Source organism: Frigoribacterium sp. VKM Ac-2530, from assembly GCF_015350835.1.
In the GTDB taxonomy this organism is placed as follows: Bacteria; Actinomycetota; Actinomycetes; order Actinomycetales; family Microbacteriaceae; genus Frigoribacterium.
Genome location: NZ_JADKSE010000001.1, coordinates 1,874,600 through 1,890,847 on the forward strand (window position 1 = coordinate 1,874,600; position 16,248 = coordinate 1,890,847).

15 protein-coding genes are annotated in these 16,248 nt (G+C 72.9%); 9 read left to right on the forward strand and 6 right to left on the reverse strand.

Translation table 11 applies throughout. The annotated features are described in order from the left end of the window. Positions 1-4: 4 nt before the first annotated feature. Positions 5-1,129 (reverse strand): phosphoribosylformylglycinamidine cyclo-ligase, encoded by a 1,125-nt coding sequence (gene purM / locus ITJ48_RS08780; RefSeq protein ID WP_194613217.1) that lies wholly within the window; start codon positions 1,127-1,129, stop codon positions 5-7. 71 nt (positions 1,130-1,200) lie between these two features. On the opposite strand from purM, the gene purF reads away from it, so the two are divergent. From purF to ITJ48_RS08795, 3 genes are all read left to right on the forward strand, one after another. Further along, the gene (gene purF, locus ITJ48_RS08785) at positions 1,201-2,661 is read left to right on the forward strand and encodes an amidophosphoribosyltransferase (protein ID WP_194613218.1); all 1,461 of its coding nucleotides are present in this window, start codon (positions 1,201-1,203) and stop codon (positions 2,659-2,661) included. 81 nt (positions 2,662-2,742) lie between these two features. Further along, on the forward strand, positions 2,743-3,627 hold the full coding sequence (locus tag ITJ48_RS08790; RefSeq protein WP_194613219.1) for an ABC transporter ATP-binding protein: 885 nt from the start codon (positions 2,743-2,745) through the stop codon (positions 3,625-3,627). Further along, complete coding sequence (locus ITJ48_RS08795) at positions 3,609-5,183, forward strand: transporter (RefSeq protein WP_228506247.1); 1,575 nt, start codon at positions 3,609-3,611, stop codon at positions 5,181-5,183. Before ITJ48_RS08790 ends, ITJ48_RS08795 begins: the two co-directional genes overlap by 19 nt. A gap of 82 nt (positions 5,184-5,265) precedes the next feature. On the opposite strand, the gene ITJ48_RS08800 is transcribed toward ITJ48_RS08795, so the two are convergent. Next, entirely contained in the window at positions 5,266-5,703 is a 438-nt protein-coding gene (locus tag ITJ48_RS08800) for a hypothetical protein (protein WP_194613220.1), read from the reverse strand. Positions 5,704-5,772: 69 nt separating this feature from the next. Next, positions 5,773-6,153, reverse strand: coding sequence for a sterol carrier family protein (locus ITJ48_RS08805; RefSeq protein ID WP_192042864.1), 381 nt, complete (start codon positions 6,151-6,153; stop codon positions 5,773-5,775). 71 nt (positions 6,154-6,224) lie between these two features. Here ITJ48_RS08805 and purD point away from each other — a divergent pair, with 71 nt between their 5' ends. The 4 genes from purD (at position 6,225) to ITJ48_RS08825 (ending at position 10,333) form a co-directional block, all read left to right on the forward strand. Then, the gene (gene purD, locus ITJ48_RS08810) at positions 6,225-7,493 is read left to right on the forward strand and encodes a phosphoribosylamine--glycine ligase (RefSeq protein ID WP_194613221.1); all 1,269 of its coding nucleotides are present in this window, start codon (positions 6,225-6,227) and stop codon (positions 7,491-7,493) included. Further along, a complete protein-coding gene (locus ITJ48_RS08815; RefSeq protein ID WP_194613222.1) occupies positions 7,490-8,482 on the forward strand; it encodes a phosphoribosylaminoimidazolesuccinocarboxamide synthase in 993 nt (330 codons plus the stop codon). The genes purD and ITJ48_RS08815 overlap by 4 nt, the downstream gene beginning before the upstream one ends. Positions 8,483-8,818: 336 nt before the next feature. Then, positions 8,819-9,664 carry a VOC family protein gene (locus tag ITJ48_RS08820; RefSeq protein WP_194613420.1) on the forward strand — a complete coding sequence of 282 codons (846 nt, stop codon included), beginning with the start codon at positions 8,819-8,821 and terminating at the stop codon, positions 9,662-9,664. A 39-nt stretch (positions 9,665-9,703) separates the two neighbouring features. Continuing rightward, on the forward strand, positions 9,704-10,333 hold the full coding sequence (locus ITJ48_RS08825) for a GNAT family N-acetyltransferase (RefSeq protein ID WP_194613223.1): 630 nt from the start codon (positions 9,704-9,706) through the stop codon (positions 10,331-10,333). Between the two features lie 234 nt (positions 10,334-10,567). On the opposite strand, the gene ITJ48_RS08830 is transcribed toward ITJ48_RS08825, so the two are convergent. Both ITJ48_RS08830 and ITJ48_RS08835 read right to left on the reverse strand, forming a co-directional pair. Continuing rightward, on the reverse strand, positions 10,568-12,070 hold the full coding sequence (locus ITJ48_RS08830; RefSeq protein WP_194613224.1) for a catalase: 1,503 nt from the start codon (positions 12,068-12,070) through the stop codon (positions 10,568-10,570). Between the two features lie 103 nt (positions 12,071-12,173). Further along, positions 12,174-12,722 carry a Fur family transcriptional regulator gene (locus ITJ48_RS08835; protein ID WP_194613225.1) on the reverse strand — a complete coding sequence of 183 codons (549 nt, stop codon included), beginning with the start codon at positions 12,720-12,722 and terminating at the stop codon, positions 12,174-12,176. Between the two features lie 218 nt (positions 12,723-12,940). On the opposite strand from ITJ48_RS08835, the gene ITJ48_RS16690 reads away from it, so the two are divergent. Then, positions 12,941-14,329, forward strand: coding sequence for a GAF domain-containing protein (locus tag ITJ48_RS16690; protein ID WP_194613226.1), 1,389 nt, complete (start codon positions 12,941-12,943; stop codon positions 14,327-14,329). A 33-nt stretch (positions 14,330-14,362) separates the two neighbouring features. Here the strand turns inward: ITJ48_RS16690 and ITJ48_RS08845 are convergent, their stop codons facing one another. Beyond that, entirely contained in the window at positions 14,363-15,145 is a 783-nt protein-coding gene (locus tag ITJ48_RS08845; protein ID WP_194613227.1) for a transcriptional regulator, read from the reverse strand. A 114-nt stretch (positions 15,146-15,259) separates the two neighbouring features. Here ITJ48_RS08845 and ITJ48_RS08850 point away from each other — a divergent pair, with 114 nt between their 5' ends. After that, positions 15,260-16,246 (forward strand): ABC transporter substrate-binding protein, encoded by a 987-nt coding sequence (locus ITJ48_RS08850; protein ID WP_194613228.1) that lies wholly within the window; start codon positions 15,260-15,262, stop codon positions 16,244-16,246. Positions 16,247-16,248: the final 2 nt, after the last annotated feature.

The following is a 16,248-nucleotide window of genomic DNA, read 5'->3' on the forward strand; positions in this document are numbered from 1 at the left end:
ACCACTACGCCCGGAAGCTGCCGACCAGGCGGACGGCCCCGCCGTCGACGCCCTTGGCGCCCTGCTCGAACCCGGTCAGGTCTCGGGCCGCGGTCGAGACCGTGCCGACCTGCCACGTCGCGATGCCGTCGGCGACGAGGGCCGCGGTCACGGCGTCGGCCGAGGCGGCGTCGACGACGGCGATCATGCCGATGCCGAGGTTCCAGGTGCCCTCGCTCGACTCGAGCGTCGAGCCGGCGAGGTCGCTCAGCACGCGGAAGACGGGGTCGGGCGACCAGGTGCCCCGGTCGACCTCGGTCGACGAGCCGAGCGGGAGGACGCGGGCGAGGTTCGCCGCGATGCCGCCGCCGGTGACGTGGCTGAGCGAGTGGACGGCACCGGCGAGCGCCGGGTCGTCGAGCACGCGCAGCAGCGGCGACGTGTAGAGACGGGTCGGCTCGAGCAGGGCCTCGCCGATCGTGCCCGACAGCTCGGGGAGCGTGTCCTCGTAGCCGAGGTCGGCCGACCGCAGGACGTGGCGGACGAGCGAGAAGCCGTTCGAGTGCAGCCCGGACGACGCCAGGGCGAGCACGACGTCGCCGTCGCGGACGAGGTGCGAGCCGAGCTGCTGGCCGGCCTCGACCGCGCCGACAGCGGCACCGGCGACGTCGTAGTCGTCCGGGCCGAGCAGGCCGGGGTGCTCCGCCGTCTCGCCGCCGACCAGGGCCGTGCCCGTGGCGCTGCAGGCGCGGGCGATGCCCTCGACGATGGAGGCGATGCGTGCCGGGACGACCCGGCCGCACGCGATGTAGTCGGTCATCATCAGCGGACGCGCCCCGACCACGACGATGTCGTCGACGACCATGCCGACCAGGTCCTGCCCGATGGTGTCGTGCTTGTCGAGGGCCTGCGCGATGGCGACCTTGGTGCCGACGCCGTCGGTCGACGTGGCGAGGAGCGGACGCTCGAACGACTTGAGGAACGACACGTCGAACAGGCCGGCGAAGCCGCCGAACCCGCCGACGACGCCGGGCCCGTGGGTGGCGCTGACCGCCGCCTTCATCAGCTCGACCGCGCGGTCGCCCGCAGCTGTGTCGACCCCCGCCGCGGCGTAGGAGGCGCTGGTCGAGGGGGCAGCGGGAGTCGCCATTCGTTCATCCGTTCGGTGTCGCTCTAGACTGACGCAGTAACCCCAACTCTACGGTCTGGAGCCAGATCCGCATGTGCGGCATCGTCGGTCTCGTCGCGCACGAGCCAGCTAATCAACTCGTCTACGACTCCCTCCTCCTGCTGCAGCACCGCGGCCAGGACTCGACCGGCATCGCGACCGCCGAGCGCGGCATCTTCCACGTGCACAAGACCAAGGGGCAGGTCCGCGAGGGCTTCCGCACGCGCGACATGCGCGGCCTCCTCGGCACGATGGGCCTCGGCCACGTGCGCTACGCCACCAAGGGCGCCGCGACCAACGAGCAGGAGGCGCAGCCGTTCTACGTGAACGCGCCCTACGGCATCGTGCTCGTGCACAACGGCAACCTGACGAACACGCGCGAGCTCACGAGCGAGCTGTTCCACGTCGACCGTCGCCACCTCAACACGAACAGCGACACCGAGCTGCTCGTCAACGTGCTCGCGCACGAGCTGCAAGAACAGGTCAACGGCACCGATCTCGACCCCGAGCAGATCTTCGCCGCCGTGGCCCGCGTGCACGAGCGCGTCGAGGGCTCGTACGCGGCCATCGCGATGATCGCCGGCCACGGGCTGCTCGCGTTCCGCGACCCGTTCGGCATCCGCCCGCTCGTGCTCGGCACCCGCAAGGCCGCCGACGGGCAGCGCGACGAGTGGATCGTCGCGAGCGAGTCGCTCGTGCTCGAGTCGGGCGGCTACGAGATCGTCCGCGACGTCGCCCCCGGCGAGGCCGTCTTCGTCTCGCTCGACGGCGAGATGGTGTCGAAGCAGTGCCACGCGGCGCCGCGACTGATCCCCTGCTCGTTCGAGTACGTCTACCTCGCCCGTCCCGACTCCGTGATGAACGGCATCTCCGTCTACGACGCGCGCCTGCGCCTCGGCGACCGCCTCGCCGACACGATCGCGCAGTACGCGCCGACCGGCGACATCGACGTCGTCATGCCCATCCCCGACTCGTCGCGTCCCGCCGCCATGCAGGTCGCCCAGAAGCTCGGCATCGAGTACCGCGAGGGCTTCTACAAGAACCGCTACGTCGGCCGCACGTTCATCATGCCCGGGCAGGCCGAGCGCAAGCGATCGGTGCGCCAGAAGCTCAACGCCATGTCGAGCGAGTTCAAGGGCAAGAACATCCTCATCGTCGACGACTCGATCGTCCGCGGCACCACCTCGCGCGAGATCGTCGAGATGGCGCGCGCCGCCGGGGCGAACGAGGTCACGTTCACCTCCGCCGCTCCTCCAGTGCGCTACCCGCACGTGTACGGCATCAACATGCCGTCGCGGCACGAGCTGGTCGCCCACGACCGCAAGATCCCCGAGATCGCCCGCGAGCTCGGCGCCGACCACCTGATCTACCAAGAGGTCGCCGACATGCAGGCCGCCATCATCGAGGGCAGCGACGTCACCGACCTCGAGATGAGCTGCTTCACGGGCGACTACGTGACGGGCACGGTCAGCCCCGAGTACCTCGCCTGGGTCGAGGCCAACCAGCTCAGCTGACCCGGCCGGTCTCCTCCCCTCACCCGCCGGTCATCCGAGCGGCGGTGGTCGTCGTCGGCGGGGGTCAATAGGCTCGTGCGCATGAGCGACGACAGCTCCCTCCCCGACCACCCGGCCGAATCGACACCGGCAGCACCGACCCCGCCGCAGGGGGCGGCGCCCGTCCCCGACGTGCTCACGCCCGCCGAGCCCGTCTCGACGGGGCCCGGGGCGACCCCGGCCCTCCGCATCACGGGCCTGCGCAAGCGCTTCGGCGAGAAGGTCGCCGTCGACGGCGTCGACCTCGAGGTGCCGGCCGGCTCGTTCTACGGCCTGGTCGGGCCGAACGGCGCCGGCAAGACGACGACCCTGTCGATGGCGACGGGCCTCCTCCGCCCCGACGCGGGCAGCATCGAGGTGCTCGGGCACGACGTCTGGCGCGACCCGACGCACGCGAAGTCGCTCGTCGGCGTGCTGAGCGACGGCATCGCCCTGTTCGACCGACTGACCGGCGAGCAGCTGATCACGTACCACGGGCTCCTGAACGGCATCGACCGCGAGACCGTCGCCTCCCGGGTGGCCGACCTGCTCGACCTCCTCGACCTCCGCGAGGCCGCGGGCACCCTCGTCGTCGACTACAGCGCGGGCATGACCAAGAAGGCGGCGCTCGCCTGCGCCCTGGTGCACGCGCCGCGCCTCCTCGTGCTCGACGAGCCGTTCGAGTCGGTCGACCCGATCTCGGCGGCCAACATCCGCGACATCCTGCAGGGCTACGTCCGGGGCGGCGGCACGGTCATCGTGTCGAGCCACTCGATGGACCTCGTGCAGCGCATGTGCGACCACGTCGCCGTCGTGGCGGCCGGGCGGGTGCTCGCCGCCGGCACGACCGACGACGTGCGCGCCGGCTCCACCCTCGAGGACCGGTTCGTCGAGCTCGTCGGCGGCCGCCAGCACAACGAGGGGCCGTCGTGGTTGCGCACCTCCTGAGCCTCCGCTGGCGGGTGATGGGCAACGGCCTCAAGCGCAGCGTCTGGCAGGTCGTCGCGCTCGTGATCGGCGGGCTCTACGGGATCGGCATCCTCGTCGCGCTGGTCGCCGGGCTCGTCGCCCTGTCGTTCGCCCCCACCCAGTGGGCCTGGACGGCCGCGGTGCTCGTCGGCTCGGTCGCCGTGCTCGGCTGGGCTGTCGTGCCGCTGCTGGCCCGCGGGGTCGACCAGACCCTCAGCGTCGAGAAGCTGCGGTCGTTCCCGATCCCGGCCGACCGCCTCCTCGTCGCCCTGCTGGTCTGCGGCGTGCTCGGCATCCCCGGCATCGTCACCACGATCGCCGCACTCGCGACGTCGCTGAGCTGGCTGCAGCACCCGCTCTCGGCGGTGGTCGCTCCGATCAGCGGGCTCGTCGGGGTGCTCACCTGCGTCGCCGCGTCGCGGGTGCTCGAGTCGCTGACGAGCGCCCTGGCGTCACGTCGGCGCTACCGCGAGGTGATGGGCGTCGTCGTGTTCGTGCCGATCATCCTCGCCGGCCCGATCATCGGCTTCGCCGGCCAGGGCATCGGCTCGGCCGTCGACCAGCTGCCGCGCATCGCGGCGGTCGCCGCGTGGACTCCGCTCGGCGCCGCCTGGGCCGTGCCCGGCGAGCTCGCCCTCGGCCGACCACTGGAGGCGCTGGTCAAGGCGGCGATCGCGCTCGCGACCCTCGCCCTGCTGCTGCTCGCGTGGCGTCGGGCCCTGGCGTCCGCCCTGATCGCGCCTCCCGTCGAGGAACGTGCGGCGACCGCGAAGGGGCTGGGGCCGTTCCGCTGGTTCCCCGGCACGCCCACCGGCGCGGTCGCGGCCCGCGCCGCCGTCTACTGGCTGCGCGACCCGCGCTACGGCGGCTCGCTCGTCGTCGTCCCGCTGCTGCCCGTGCTCGCCGTGTTCCTCGCGTGGAGCGGCGGCGACACGTGGCTGCTCTACGCGATCGGGCCGGGCATCGCGGCCCTGCTCGCCGTGACCCTCTGCGCCGACGTCTCGTACGACGGCACCGCGTTCGCGGCGCACCTGTCGACGGGGGTCTCCGGCCGGGCCGACCGAGCGGGACGCGTGCTCACGCTGTCGCTCTTCGCCGTGCCGATCGTGCTGCTCGCGACGATCCTGCCGCTCGCCGTTCTCGGGGCTTGGCAGGTGCTGCCCGCCCTGCTCGGCATGGGGCTCGGGGTCATGCTGACGGGCTTCGGCGCGTCGAGCGTGGCGTCGGCGAAGTTCCTCATGCCCGTGCCGGCCGCGGGCGAGAGCCCGTTCAAGTCGCCTCCCGGGGCGTCGGTCACCTCCACGCTCGGCATGTACACGACGTGGCTCGTCTCGTTCGGCCTGGCGGTGCCCGAGCTCGCGCTCGGCATCGCGTCGCTCGTCACGGGCAGCCTGCTGCTCGGGGTGCTCGCCCTGGTCGTCGGGGTCGTGCTCGGGACGGTGCTGCTCGTGGTCGGCGTCGACCGGGGCGGCAAGCTGCTCGACGCCCGCGGGCCCGAGCTGCTCACGCGACTGCGGGCGGCACGCGGGGCTTAGCGCGGGGCTCTGCGCGAGGCGTCCGGCCCAGCGCGGGGCTCAGCGCCGGGCGTCCTGTGGCACCCGCGCCGCATCTGACGCTCTACTCGAGCTCGCCCTCGACCTCAGGAGGCTCGGGGGCGTCCACGCGACGGCGCTCGGCCCGCAGGGTCTTCGCCCGGCGGAGGGACACGCGGTCGACCACGATGGCGACGACGGCACCCACGGCGGCGCCGAACGTGAGCCCCCAGAGCGAGAAGTAGCCGTAGGTCGAGGCCGGGCTGGTGCCCGGGTCGAAGGGGAACAGCGACGTGAGGACCAGCGAGGCGAGCACGCCCAGCGCCCCGCCCATCAGCAGGAACGCGAACACCTTCGGGGCCCGGCGCACGGTGACCTCGTCGTCCGAGGCGATCTCCTCCGGCTCGTCCGCGACTGCCGCCGCGGCGGGCTCGGACCGCTCGGGCTCGACGACCGGCTGCTCCGGGGCGTCCGGGGAGACGGCCTCGTCGGGCTGCTGCGGTTCGTCGGGTGCGTGGGTCACGCCTCCATTGTCCCAGAGTGCGTCCCCGAGCTCCGCCGCATCCCTCGACGTCGGAGTGCTTGTCGCGCCTCAGGCCCGCGGCAGGCGCACGGGCACGTACCCGCGCAGGTCCGCGCGGCTGCCCGAGGCCGACACGAGCGCGCCGGCGACGGCCTCGTCCCAGCTGAGGGCGCCCGTCGCGAGCCGGATGAACGTGGCCGGGTCGGTCTCGACGACGTTGGGCGGCGTGCCGCGCGTGTGGCTCAGGCCCTCGCGGAACTGGACGGCGCCGAACGGCGGCACCCGCACCTCCACGGTGGCCCCCGGCTCGCCGTCGGCGAGCACCTGGAGCAGCCAGCGCACCGCGGTGGCGGTGACGGTCCGCGGTGCCGAGCCGCCCTCGGCGAGCGCGACCACCGCCTCCTGCACGGCTGCCGCGCCTGCCGCGTCGTCGATCCTCGCCCTGGCCATGCCGTCACGCTACCCGCGCACGCGCCGCCCCCGCCGACTGCCGGGAGGCGCGGCTCGGTAGGATCCATCGGGTGCGCATACTCGTCCTCGGTTCCGGTGCTCGCGAGCACGCCATCATCACCGCGCTGCTGCGCGAAGACGCGGGGCACGAGATCGTCGCCGCCCCCGGCAACGCCGGCATCGCCGCGCAGGTCGAGGTCGTGCACCTCGACCCGTCGAACGGCTCGGTGGTGGCCGAGTACGCGCTCGAGAACGACGTCGAGCTGGTCGTGATCGGCCCCGAGGCCCCCCTCGTCGCCGGCGTCGCCGACGCGCTGCGCACCCGCGGCGTGCCGGTGTTCGGCCCCGGCAAGAAGGCCGCGGCGCTCGAGGGCAGCAAGACCTTCGCGAAGCGGATCATGGAGGAGGCGGGCGTCCCGACGGGACGCGCCACCCGTGTCGGGACCCTCGACGAGGCCGTCGCCGTGCTCGACGAGTTCGGCAGCCCCTACGTCATCAAGGCCGACGGCCTCGCCGCGGGCAAGGGCGTGCTCGTCACCGAGAGCCGCGACGCCGCCGTCGAGCACACCACCTACTGGCTGCAGCACGGGCCGGTGCTCGTCGAGGAGTTCCTCGACGGGCCCGAGGTCTCGCTGTTCTTCCTCAGCGACGGGCACACGGTCGTGCCGCTGTCGCCCGCCCAGGACTACAAGCGCCTCCTCGACGGCGACGCCGGCCCCAACACCGGCGGCATGGGCGCCTACTCGCCGCTGCCGTGGCTCGCCGACCGCTTCGGCAGCGAGAAGGACTTCGTCGACGAGGTGCTCGACACCATCGCGACGCCGACGGTGCGCCAGCTCGAGGCGGAGGGGACGCCGTTCATCGGGCTGCTCTACGCCGGGCTGATCCTCACCGAGCAGGGCGTCCGCGTCATCGAGTTCAACGCCCGGTTCGGCGACCCCGAGACGCAGGTCGTGCTGCCGCGCCTCATCACGCCGCTGAGCGGCCTGCTGCTCGCCGCCGCGACCGGCTCGCTCGGCAACCACGAGGCGCCGCGCTTCGTGCCGACGCCCGCGGTCACGGTCGTGCTCGCGAGCGAGGGCTACCCCGAGGGCGCCGTCAGCGGCCGCCCCCTGACCGGCCTCGACGAGGCCACCGCCGTCGCGGGGGTGCACGTCGCCCACGCCGCGACCGCCCGGCTCGACGACCGCCTCATCGCGACCGGCGGCCGCGTGCTGAGCGTCGTCGCCGAGGGGGCCGACTTCGCCGAGGCGCGGGGACGCGCCTACGACGCGATGCTCCGCATCCGGCTCGAGGGCGGCCAGTACCGCCGCGACATCGCCGAGCGGGTCGCCCGATGACCGCCGAGGCGCCCGAGCTCGCCGGCTGGGTGCACGCCTACTCGGGCAAGGTCCGCGACCTGTACGTGCCGGCCCCCGTCGCGGGCACGGTCGGCGACGCCGCCACGCTCGACGCTGCGCCCGCCCTGGACGCCGCGCCCGCCCTGGACGCCGCCGAGCACCTGCTCGTCGTCGCCAGCGACCGCGTCAGCGCCTACGACGTCGTGCTCGAGCCCGGCATCCCGGGCAAGGGCACCCTGCTCACGCAGCTCAGCACGTGGTGGTTCGACCAGCTCGAGGGCGTGCCGAACCACCTCGTCGACCCGACCACCGCCTCCGTGTCGGTGCCTGCGGCCGTGCGCGACCGGGCGATGCTGGTCAAGCCGCTCGACATGTACCCGGTCGAGTGCGTCGTGCGCGGCTACCTCGTGGGGAGCGGCTGGGCCGAGTACCGCGAGACCGGCCGGGTGTGCGGCATCGAGCTGCCGGCCGGCCTGCACGACGGCGACCGCCTGCCCGAGCCGATCTACACCCCGGCCTACAAGGCGCCTCTCGGCGAGCACGACGAGAACATCTCGTTCGAGCGCACCGTCGAGCTCGTCGGCGCCGACGCCGCGGCGGCGCTGCGCGACACGTCGCTCGAGATCTACCGCCGCGCCTCCATGGTCGCGGAGGCGCGGGGCGTGATCCTCGCCGACACCAAGTTCGAGTTCGGGGCCGACCGCACCACCGGCGAGCTGACCCTCGGGGACGAGGTGCTCACCAGCGACAGCAGCCGCTTCTGGGACGCGCAGGCGGCCGGCGCCGCCGGGGCAGCCGGGGCAGCCGGGGCAGCCGGGGCAGGCTCGGGCTCGGGCAGCCGCACGGACAGCTTCGACAAGCAGATCGTGCGCAACTGGCTCACCGACAACTGGGACAGGACGGGCACCCCGCCCGCCCTGCCGCCCGAGATCGTCGAGCGCACGGCGGCGCGCTACCGCGAGCTGATCGAGCGCCTCACCGCCCACTGACCCCACACCTCCCAGCTCCGCGTGCTGCGGACGCCATCCCCTGACAACGCTCTCGCCACCGCCGGACCGCGTTCCGTTCACAGAACCGCATTGCTTCGCGGTTCTGTGAACGGAACGCGGTTCGGAGCCCCAGGGGGCGTGACGGAATGCTCGGGCACTCGCGGGGGTTCACATCGGTGACACGTCATCGATCGGCGTGACACGAGACGCGCGACCGCACGAGAACCGAGGGCCCCGATGACCGACACCAGCAGCAGCGACGCGACCGGCGCCTCCTCGGCTGACCGGAACCCGGCAGGCCGGAGCGCCGCCGACCTGCTCGCCGCCGACACGGGCATGGGCGCGGTCACGCTCCGCGTCGCCGACCTCGACGCGATGACCGCGTACTACCGCGACGCCGTCACGCTCGCGGTGCTGAGCCACGACGCGGAGGCGGGCCGCAGCGTCCTCGGCCGCGGGGCGACGCCGATCGTGGTGCTCGAGCACGCGCCGGAGCTCCGGCACGCCGGCCCCCGCGAGGCCGGCCTCTTCCACACCGCGATCCTGTTCGAGACCGAGGCCGACCTCGCCGCCTCCGTGTACGGCGTCGCGAGCCGACACCCCGGCAGCTTCACCGGCAGCGCCGACCACCTCGTCAGCAAGGCCTTCTACTTCACCGACCCCGAGGGGAACGGCGTCGAGCTCTACTGGGACCGCGACCGCACCGCCTGGTCGTGGACCCACGGCCAGGTCGACATGGCCACCCTCGCCCTCGACCCGAACGCGTTCCTGCAGCAGAACGTGACCGAGGAGGCGCTGGTCGCCACCGCCTCCCGCCCCGCCTCCGTCGGCCACGTGCACCTCAGCGTGGGAGACGTCGACAGCGCCCACCGGTTCTACGTCGAGCAGCTCGGCTTCGAGACGACGACGCGCTTCGGGCCGCAGGCGCTCTTCGTCAGCGCCGGCGGCTACCACCACCACATGGCGATGAACACGTGGCAGAGCGCCGGAGCAGGAAGGCGGCAGCTGGCCCTCGGCCTCGGACTCGTGCGCATCGAGGTGCCGCGCCTCGACGACCTGGGCGCCCTCGGCGAGCGCCTCGCGCACCACGGCGTCGCCACGCGCGACGACGGCCGCGTGCTCGCCTTCGACGACCCGTGGCTGAACCAGATCGAGGTCACGGCCCGCGCGCTGGGCGCGTGACCCCCCGCGCGCCGCGCTCCTGGGGATAGCGTCGCAGGCATGTCCGATGCCGCACAGCACGCCTCCCCCGCCTCCTCCCTAGCTCCCGTCTTCAGCACCGTCGCCGAGGGCGACCTCACTCTCGACGACCACGAGGCCCTCGCGGCGATGCTCGCCCGCACCTTCGACGCCTACGACCACTGGTACGCCGGGGCGCGCAGCTGGGCGGGCATGCAGCCGGAGCTCCGCGTCGTCGCCCGCGACGGGGACGTCGTCGTCGCGCACGCCGGGCTCCGCCGCCAGTTCGTGACGGTCGGCGAGACCGACCTGCTTGTCACCGCGGTCGGCATGGTCGCGGTCAGCCCGGCCGCGCAGGGCACCGGCCTCGGAGGCGAGCTGCTCCGCCAGGTCGACGCCGCCCTCGAGCGCCTCGGCAGCCGGTTCGGCCTGCTCGAGACCGGCGAGGCCGTCCAGGGCTTCTACCGCGGTGCGGGCTGGCTGCCACTGGGTGACGACGAGGGTAGCGATCCAGTCACCGGTCACGCAGTCACCGGCCACTACACCGCCTTCTCGGCAGACGGGGCAGGCGTGCTCGTCAGCCAGGACGAGGGCTGGCTGATCCGCGAGGTCGGCGCGACCGCCGCCGACTGGCCCGCCGGCGACATCCGCTGGAACGGCCAGATGGTCTGACCATGCCGCCCCTCGCAAAGCGAGAGTGATCTGGCCGTTCGGGTCCGCGCCTCCTGGGCTCGCCGACCCATCAAGTCCCGATCACTCTCAAATTACGGGCACGTAGCCTGAGACCCGACCGGCGGCCGCGGGCGCGGAGGGCCCGACCGCACGCAGGAGGCGCGGTGCCCGACGAACGGGCACCGCGCCTCCTGCGGTCTGACGCGACCAGCGATGCTGGTCAGCCGGGTGCTGCTACGCGGGCACGCCCACGGTCGCCGGGTCCTCGTTCGAGCCGGGCGCCTCGGGCGAGACGCCGGCACGCACGCGCGAGCCGAGGATCGGGTCGACCGAGTTCCAGTACTGGAACACGCGCTCGAGCAGGTCGGGACGGGTGACCTTCGACACGTGGCCGACGATGTTGGCGACGAGGCGGTCGCGCTGCTCGTCGTCCATCACGTCGCGGACGAGCGCGCCGGCCTGGCCGAAGTCGTCGTCCTCCGGGTGCAGCGTGGCGGCCGAGCGGACGAGCTCGCCGTCGCTCTCCCAGCCGGGGGTGTCGCCCGCGGCCTGCGGCGAGCCCGCGGGGCCGCCGACCGAGTTGGGCGCGTAGACCGGCACGGTGGCGTCGCTGAAGCTGTAGCGCGCAGCGCCGTCCTTCGAGTACGAGTGCACCTCGTTCTTTGGCGCGTTCACCGGCAGCTGCTGGTGGTTGACGCCCACGCGGTAACGGTGCGCGTCGGCGTAGCTGAAGATGCGCGCGAGCAGCATCTTGTCGGGGCTGGTGGCGATGCCGGGCACGAAGTTCGAGGGCGCGAACGCGGCCTGCTCGATCTGCGCGAAGTAGTTCTCCGGGTTGCGGTTCAGCGTCATCTTCCCGACCTCGATCAGCGGGTAGTCGCTGTGCGGCCAGACCTTCGTCAGGTCGAAGGGGTTGAAGCGGTAGCTCGCGGCGTCGGCGTAGGGCATGACCTGCACGGACATCGTCCAGGTCGGGAACTCCTCGCGCTCGATCGCAGCGGACAGGTCGCGGATGTGGAAGTCCGCGTCCTCGCCGGCGATGCGGTCGGCGTCGGCCTGGGTGAGGATCTCGTTGCCCTGGTCGGACTTGAAGTGGTACTTGACCCACGAGCGCTCGCCCGCGGCGTTGATCCACTGGTAGGTGTGCGAGCCGAAGCCGTCCATCATGCGCCACGACGCGGGCAGGCCGCGGTCGCCCATCAGCCAGGTCACCTGGTGGGCCGACTCGGGCGAGAGGGTCCAGAAGTCCCACTGCATGTCGTGGTCGCGCAGGTGCGAGCCGGGCAGGCGCTTCTGCGAGTGGATGAAGTCGGGGAACTTGATGCCGTCGCGGATGAAGAAGACGGGCGTGTTGTTGCCGACGAGGTCGTAGTTGCCCTCGCTCGTGTAGAACTTCAGCGCGAAGCCGCGGGGGTCGCGCCAGGTGTCGGGGCTGCCCTGCTCGCCGGCGACGGTCGAGAAGCGGGCGAGCATCTCGGTCTCGACGCCGGGCTGGAACAGCGCGGCGCGGGTGTACTGCGAGACGTCGCCGGTGGTGACGAACGTGCCGAAGGCGCCACCGCCCTTGGCGTGCACGATGCGCTCCGGCACCTTCTCGCGGTTGAAGTTGGCGAGCTTCTCGACCAGCGCGTGGTCGTGCAGCACGATGGGGCCGTCGGCCCCGACCGTCTGCGAGTGCTCGTCGCTGGCGACGGGTGCGCCGTTGTCGGTGGTCGTGATCGGTGTCGTGTCGGTCATGACTCCTCTTTCCGTTCGGTGTTCAGTCGCGGGTTGCGTGAGACCCGGCGCGCGGCCGGGAAGAAGGGGAGGGCGGTGCCCTGCGCGGGAGGTGCGGTGCAGCTCAGGAGGCGCGCCCCGCGCCGTCGAGGCCGGTCGCGCCGAGCACCGGCACGCCTGCGTCGGCCAGGCCGGTGACGACCTCGCCGTCGAGCGGCGCGTCCTCCGCGGCGCGGCAGGCCGGGCAGAGGCCCCAGAAGGTCACCTCGGCGGTCTGCACGGCGAAGCCGGAGTCGTTCGACGGGGTCAGGCACGGCGCGTGGCCGACGACGCAGTCGACGTCGGCGACGCTGCCGCAGACGGAGCAGACCACGTGGTGGTGGTTGTCGCCGGTGCGCAGCTCGTAGAGCGCGGCGGAGCCGGCCGGCTCGATCCGACGGACCAGCCCGGCGCCCGTGAGGGCCGCGAGCACGCCGTAGACCGCCTGCAGGGAGGTGCCCGGCAGACCCAGCGCGACGCGCGCGAAGACGACGTCGGCCGGTGCGTGCGGCAGCCCGTCGAGGGCGTCGAGCACGGCGAGGCGCGGCGCGGTCACCCGCAGGCCAGCTGCCCGGAGGCGCTCGGTGCCCTGCGTGCTCGCAGCGCCTTCGGCGCCCTGGCTCGTCGTCGTCATGTCCCCATCTAAGCACGCTTCCCTTGAACGGTTCAAAACAGCCCGAGGGCGGGCGTGTCCGTCGAGTGCGGGCCGCCGTCGCAGCCCGGTGGCGACGGACACGCCCGTCGCGACAGCCGCACCGCGCACCCGGCCCGTTCTGGGGGATGTCGCGCCGAGAGCACCCCGCCTAGCGTTGACCGCGGGATGGCACCCGCACGACACCCGAGGAGCACCACGTGACCAGGACGGTCGACCACGACAGCACCGGCACCCCCGGTGCCCGCCCGAGCACGGGCAGCGCCGTCGCCGGCGCGCACCAGCACCGGTACGAGCGACTCCGTCCCGTGATGAGGCTCTGGTACCTCTGGTGGCTCTCGCGGTCGCGTCACGTCCTCTCCCCCCGCGACGAGCCGACCGCGCGCACCTCCGCACGCGACGCGGACACCGTCCTCATCGTCGGCAACGGCCCCGCGCACGGCTGGGGCGTCTCCACCCACGACCAGGCGCTCGTCGGCCAGCTGTCACGCGCCTCCACGGAGGCCACCGGGCGCCCCTGCTCGGTCGACTACGTCGGCGACGAGATGATGAGCATCGAGTCGACGCGGGCCTGGATCCGCGACACCGACCTCGGCCTCTACGACACCGTCGTGGTGCTGGTGGGCCTGAACGACGCCGTGCGCCTGACGCCCCTCGACGTCTGGGAGCGCGAGCTGCGCCTCCTCGTCTCGACCATCGCGCGCCGCAGCCACCCGACCGCGCGCACCGTGCTGGTCGGCGTTCCGCCCGTCCGCTCGGCGAAGGCGTTCGACAGCCTGCTGGGCTCGGTCGCCGAGCAGCACGGCGAGCGCATGAACGCCCTCACCGAGCTGGTCGCCTCCGAGGCGGGCCTCGAGTACTTCCGCCTGCCGGCCGGCCTCCGCCGCCCCGACTCGCCGCACGGCTGCGCCGAGGGCTACCGCCGGTGGGCGCAGACCATCGCCCACCGCATCGCGCCGACCCTCGACCGCGTGCACCAGGGCCAGCTCGACGAGCGCCTGCCGCGGCACCTGCCGCAGCGCAGCTTCGGGTGGAGCGGCGGCGAGCGCCTGGTCCAGCAGGCCGCGACCGGCGGCTCCGACGCGCTCAAGGACCTGGCGAAGGAGGCGGAGGCCGAGTTCGGCGTCGACGTCGCGGTCGTCAGCATGCTCGACGGCAGCAAGCTCTGGTACGCCATGAACACCGAGCTGCTGCCGGTGTCGATCCCCCGCGAGCTGACCTTCTGCGACGTGACCGTCGCCGCCGACGACGTGGTCGTCGTCGAGGACGCCCGCAAGGACGAGCGCTTCGCGGACAACCCGTACCTCGACCTCAACCACGGCTACTTCTACGCGGGGCACCCGATCCACTCGTCGACCGGCGAGACGATCGGCACGTTCTGCCTGCACAACACGCGGCCGCGGAAGGCCTCGTCGGTCTCGCCCGAGAAGCTGCGCGAGTTCGCGCTGCGGGCCGAGGCCGAGCTGCAGAGCTACGAGCCCGCGCCTGCCGCTCCCCAGCCGCTCACGCGGCGGGCCCGGCGCGAGGCCGAGGAGCGCGCCGCGGCCGCGGCCGGCACCCCGGCCGCCACCTTCGGCTTCCCCGTCTAGCGGAGGGCCGCCGCCGGGCCCGTCGCCCGACGCTCAGTCGCCGCGACGCACCTGCTTGACGTAGCGGTAGACGGTGGGCTCGGACACGTGCAGCGCGTCGGCCACCTGCGCCACCGCGCCCTTGAGCAGGAACACCCCCGCCCGCTCGAGCTCGCGCACGGCGGCGACCTTCTCGTCGGGCGTCATGCGGTGCGGCTCGACGCCCTGCGCCGCGACGATCCGGGCCACGCCGTCGAGCGCGAGCTCGTCCACGTTCGTGCTGAGCCGCTCGACGACGCCTGCCGACGAGGCAGCACGGGCACCGTCGCCGGCGACGCCAGCCCCGCCGGCGCCCCCCGCGCCTCCCGGGACCGCACCGGCGCCTCCTTGTTCCGCGCCCTTCACGAGCCCCGTCGTCGCGGTGATCGCCGCGAGCAGGTCGCGGGCCCGGGTCAGCGGCTCGTCGTCGATGTTGAGGCAGAGCATCCCGACGACGTCGCCGCCCGCGTCGCGGATGAAGAAGGTGGAGGAGCGGAACGTGCCGCCGGTGCGCGACTCCGCCAGGTAGTTGGCGAGGTAGTCGCGGTCGTCGTGCTCGTGGTTCTGCAGCACCTTGAGCACGAGGTCGGTCGCGGGGCCGCCGACGCTGCGGCCGCTGACGTGCCCGTTCGTGAGGGCGACGATCGAGCGGCTGAGGTCGCTCGTGTCGTGCAGCACGATCTCGGTGCGCGGGCCGAGCAGCTCGGCGAGGAAGTCCATCAGCGGCAGGTACGGCCCGAACTCGGTCCGGAGCACGCGGCTGCGGTCGACCACGGTGGCGCTGCTGGCTGTCGTCATGGGCCCCAGGTTACCGGTGTGTAACAGAATCGTCGCATTGTGATAATTTTCTCTCATCGTGCCGAGAGATCGGCTAGCTTCCGATGACCGACGACGCTCACGAAAGGCTCGACCATGACCCGATCGACCACCACCAGGCCCCGCCTCCGCCCTGCCCTCTGGGGCTCCGTCGCGACGGGCGCCGTCCTGGCCCTCACGCTCACCGCGTGCGGCGGCCCGAGCGCCCCGCAGCCCGGCGACGCGACGGGCGACGCCTCGTCGTCGGCGTCCTCGACGATCCCCGACACGAGCGCGCTGCTCGACGCCGTCGAGGTCGACGACTCGCTCGCCTCGCAGCTCCCCTCCGACATCACCGACGCGGGCACCCTCTCGGTCGGCTCGAACGTGCAGTCCGCGCCGAACAACTTCTACGCGGCCGACGGCTCGACCGTCATCGGCTCCGACCACGACCTGATCACGGCGATCGGCAAGAAGCTCGGCCTCGAGGTCGAGTACCAGAACCAGGACTTCGGCTCGCTCATCACGAGCCTGCAGTCCGGCCGCGTCGACGTCACCATCGCCGCGATGAACGACACCGCCGAGCGCCAGCAGGCGATCGACTTCGTCGACTACCTCACCTCGGGCATCACCCTGATGGTGCAGAAGGGCAACCCGGCCGACATCACCGGCCCCGACGCCCTCTGCGGCAAGACCATCGCGGTCGTCACCGGCACGAGCCAGCAGGAGTTCGCCGAGGCGACGAGCACGCAGTGCGAGTCGGACGGCGAGGAGCCGCTCGAGATCACCGTCACCGACAGCGACGCCCAGAACCAGACCCAGCTGCGCACCGGCCGCATCGACGCCATCGTCAACGACCTGCCGAGCGCCGTCTACATCTCGAAGACCGCCCAGGACGGCCAGGCCTTCGAGGTCGTGCCCGGCGACGTCATCGACGGCGCGCCCTACGGCATCGGCGTCAACAAGGACGACCCCGAGCTGCGCGACGCCATCGCCGCGGCGCTCGACTCGCTGATCGACGACGGCACCTACGGCGAGGTCCTCGACGCCTGGGGCATCACCTCCGGCAGCGTCACCGAGGCGACCGTCAACGGGGGCAAGTAGCC

What these genes read in the sequence shown, in the direction of transcription:
- purM (WP_194613217.1), bottom strand. Translation starts at nt 1,129, where the DNA reads ATGGCGACTCCCGCTGCCCCCTCGACCAGCGCCTCCTACGCCGCGGCG.
- purF (WP_194613218.1), top strand. Translation starts at nt 1,201, where the DNA reads ATGTGCGGCATCGTCGGTCTCGTCGCGCACGAGCCAGCTAATCAACTC.
- ITJ48_RS08790 (WP_194613219.1), top strand. Translation starts at nt 2,743, where the DNA reads ATGAGCGACGACAGCTCCCTCCCCGACCACCCGGCCGAATCGACACCG.
- ITJ48_RS08805 (WP_192042864.1), bottom strand. Translation starts at nt 6,153, where the DNA reads ATGGCCAGGGCGAGGATCGACGACGCGGCAGGCGCGGCAGCCGTGCAG.
- ITJ48_RS08815 (WP_194613222.1), top strand. Translation starts at nt 7,490, where the DNA reads ATGACCGCCGAGGCGCCCGAGCTCGCCGGCTGGGTGCACGCCTACTCG.
- ITJ48_RS08820 (WP_194613420.1), top strand. Translation starts at nt 8,819, where the DNA reads ATGGGCGCGGTCACGCTCCGCGTCGCCGACCTCGACGCGATGACCGCG.
- ITJ48_RS08825 (WP_194613223.1), top strand. Translation starts at nt 9,704, where the DNA reads ATGTCCGATGCCGCACAGCACGCCTCCCCCGCCTCCTCCCTAGCTCCC.
- ITJ48_RS08830 (WP_194613224.1), bottom strand. Translation starts at nt 12,070, where the DNA reads ATGACCGACACGACACCGATCACGACCACCGACAACGGCGCACCCGTC.
- ITJ48_RS08835 (WP_194613225.1), bottom strand. Translation starts at nt 12,722, where the DNA reads ATGACGACGACGAGCCAGGGCGCCGAAGGCGCTGCGAGCACGCAGGGC.
- ITJ48_RS08845 (WP_194613227.1), bottom strand. Translation starts at nt 15,145, where the DNA reads ATGACGACAGCCAGCAGCGCCACCGTGGTCGACCGCAGCCGCGTGCTC.
- ITJ48_RS08850 (WP_194613228.1), top strand. Translation starts at nt 15,260, where the DNA reads ATGACCCGATCGACCACCACCAGGCCCCGCCTCCGCCCTGCCCTCTGG.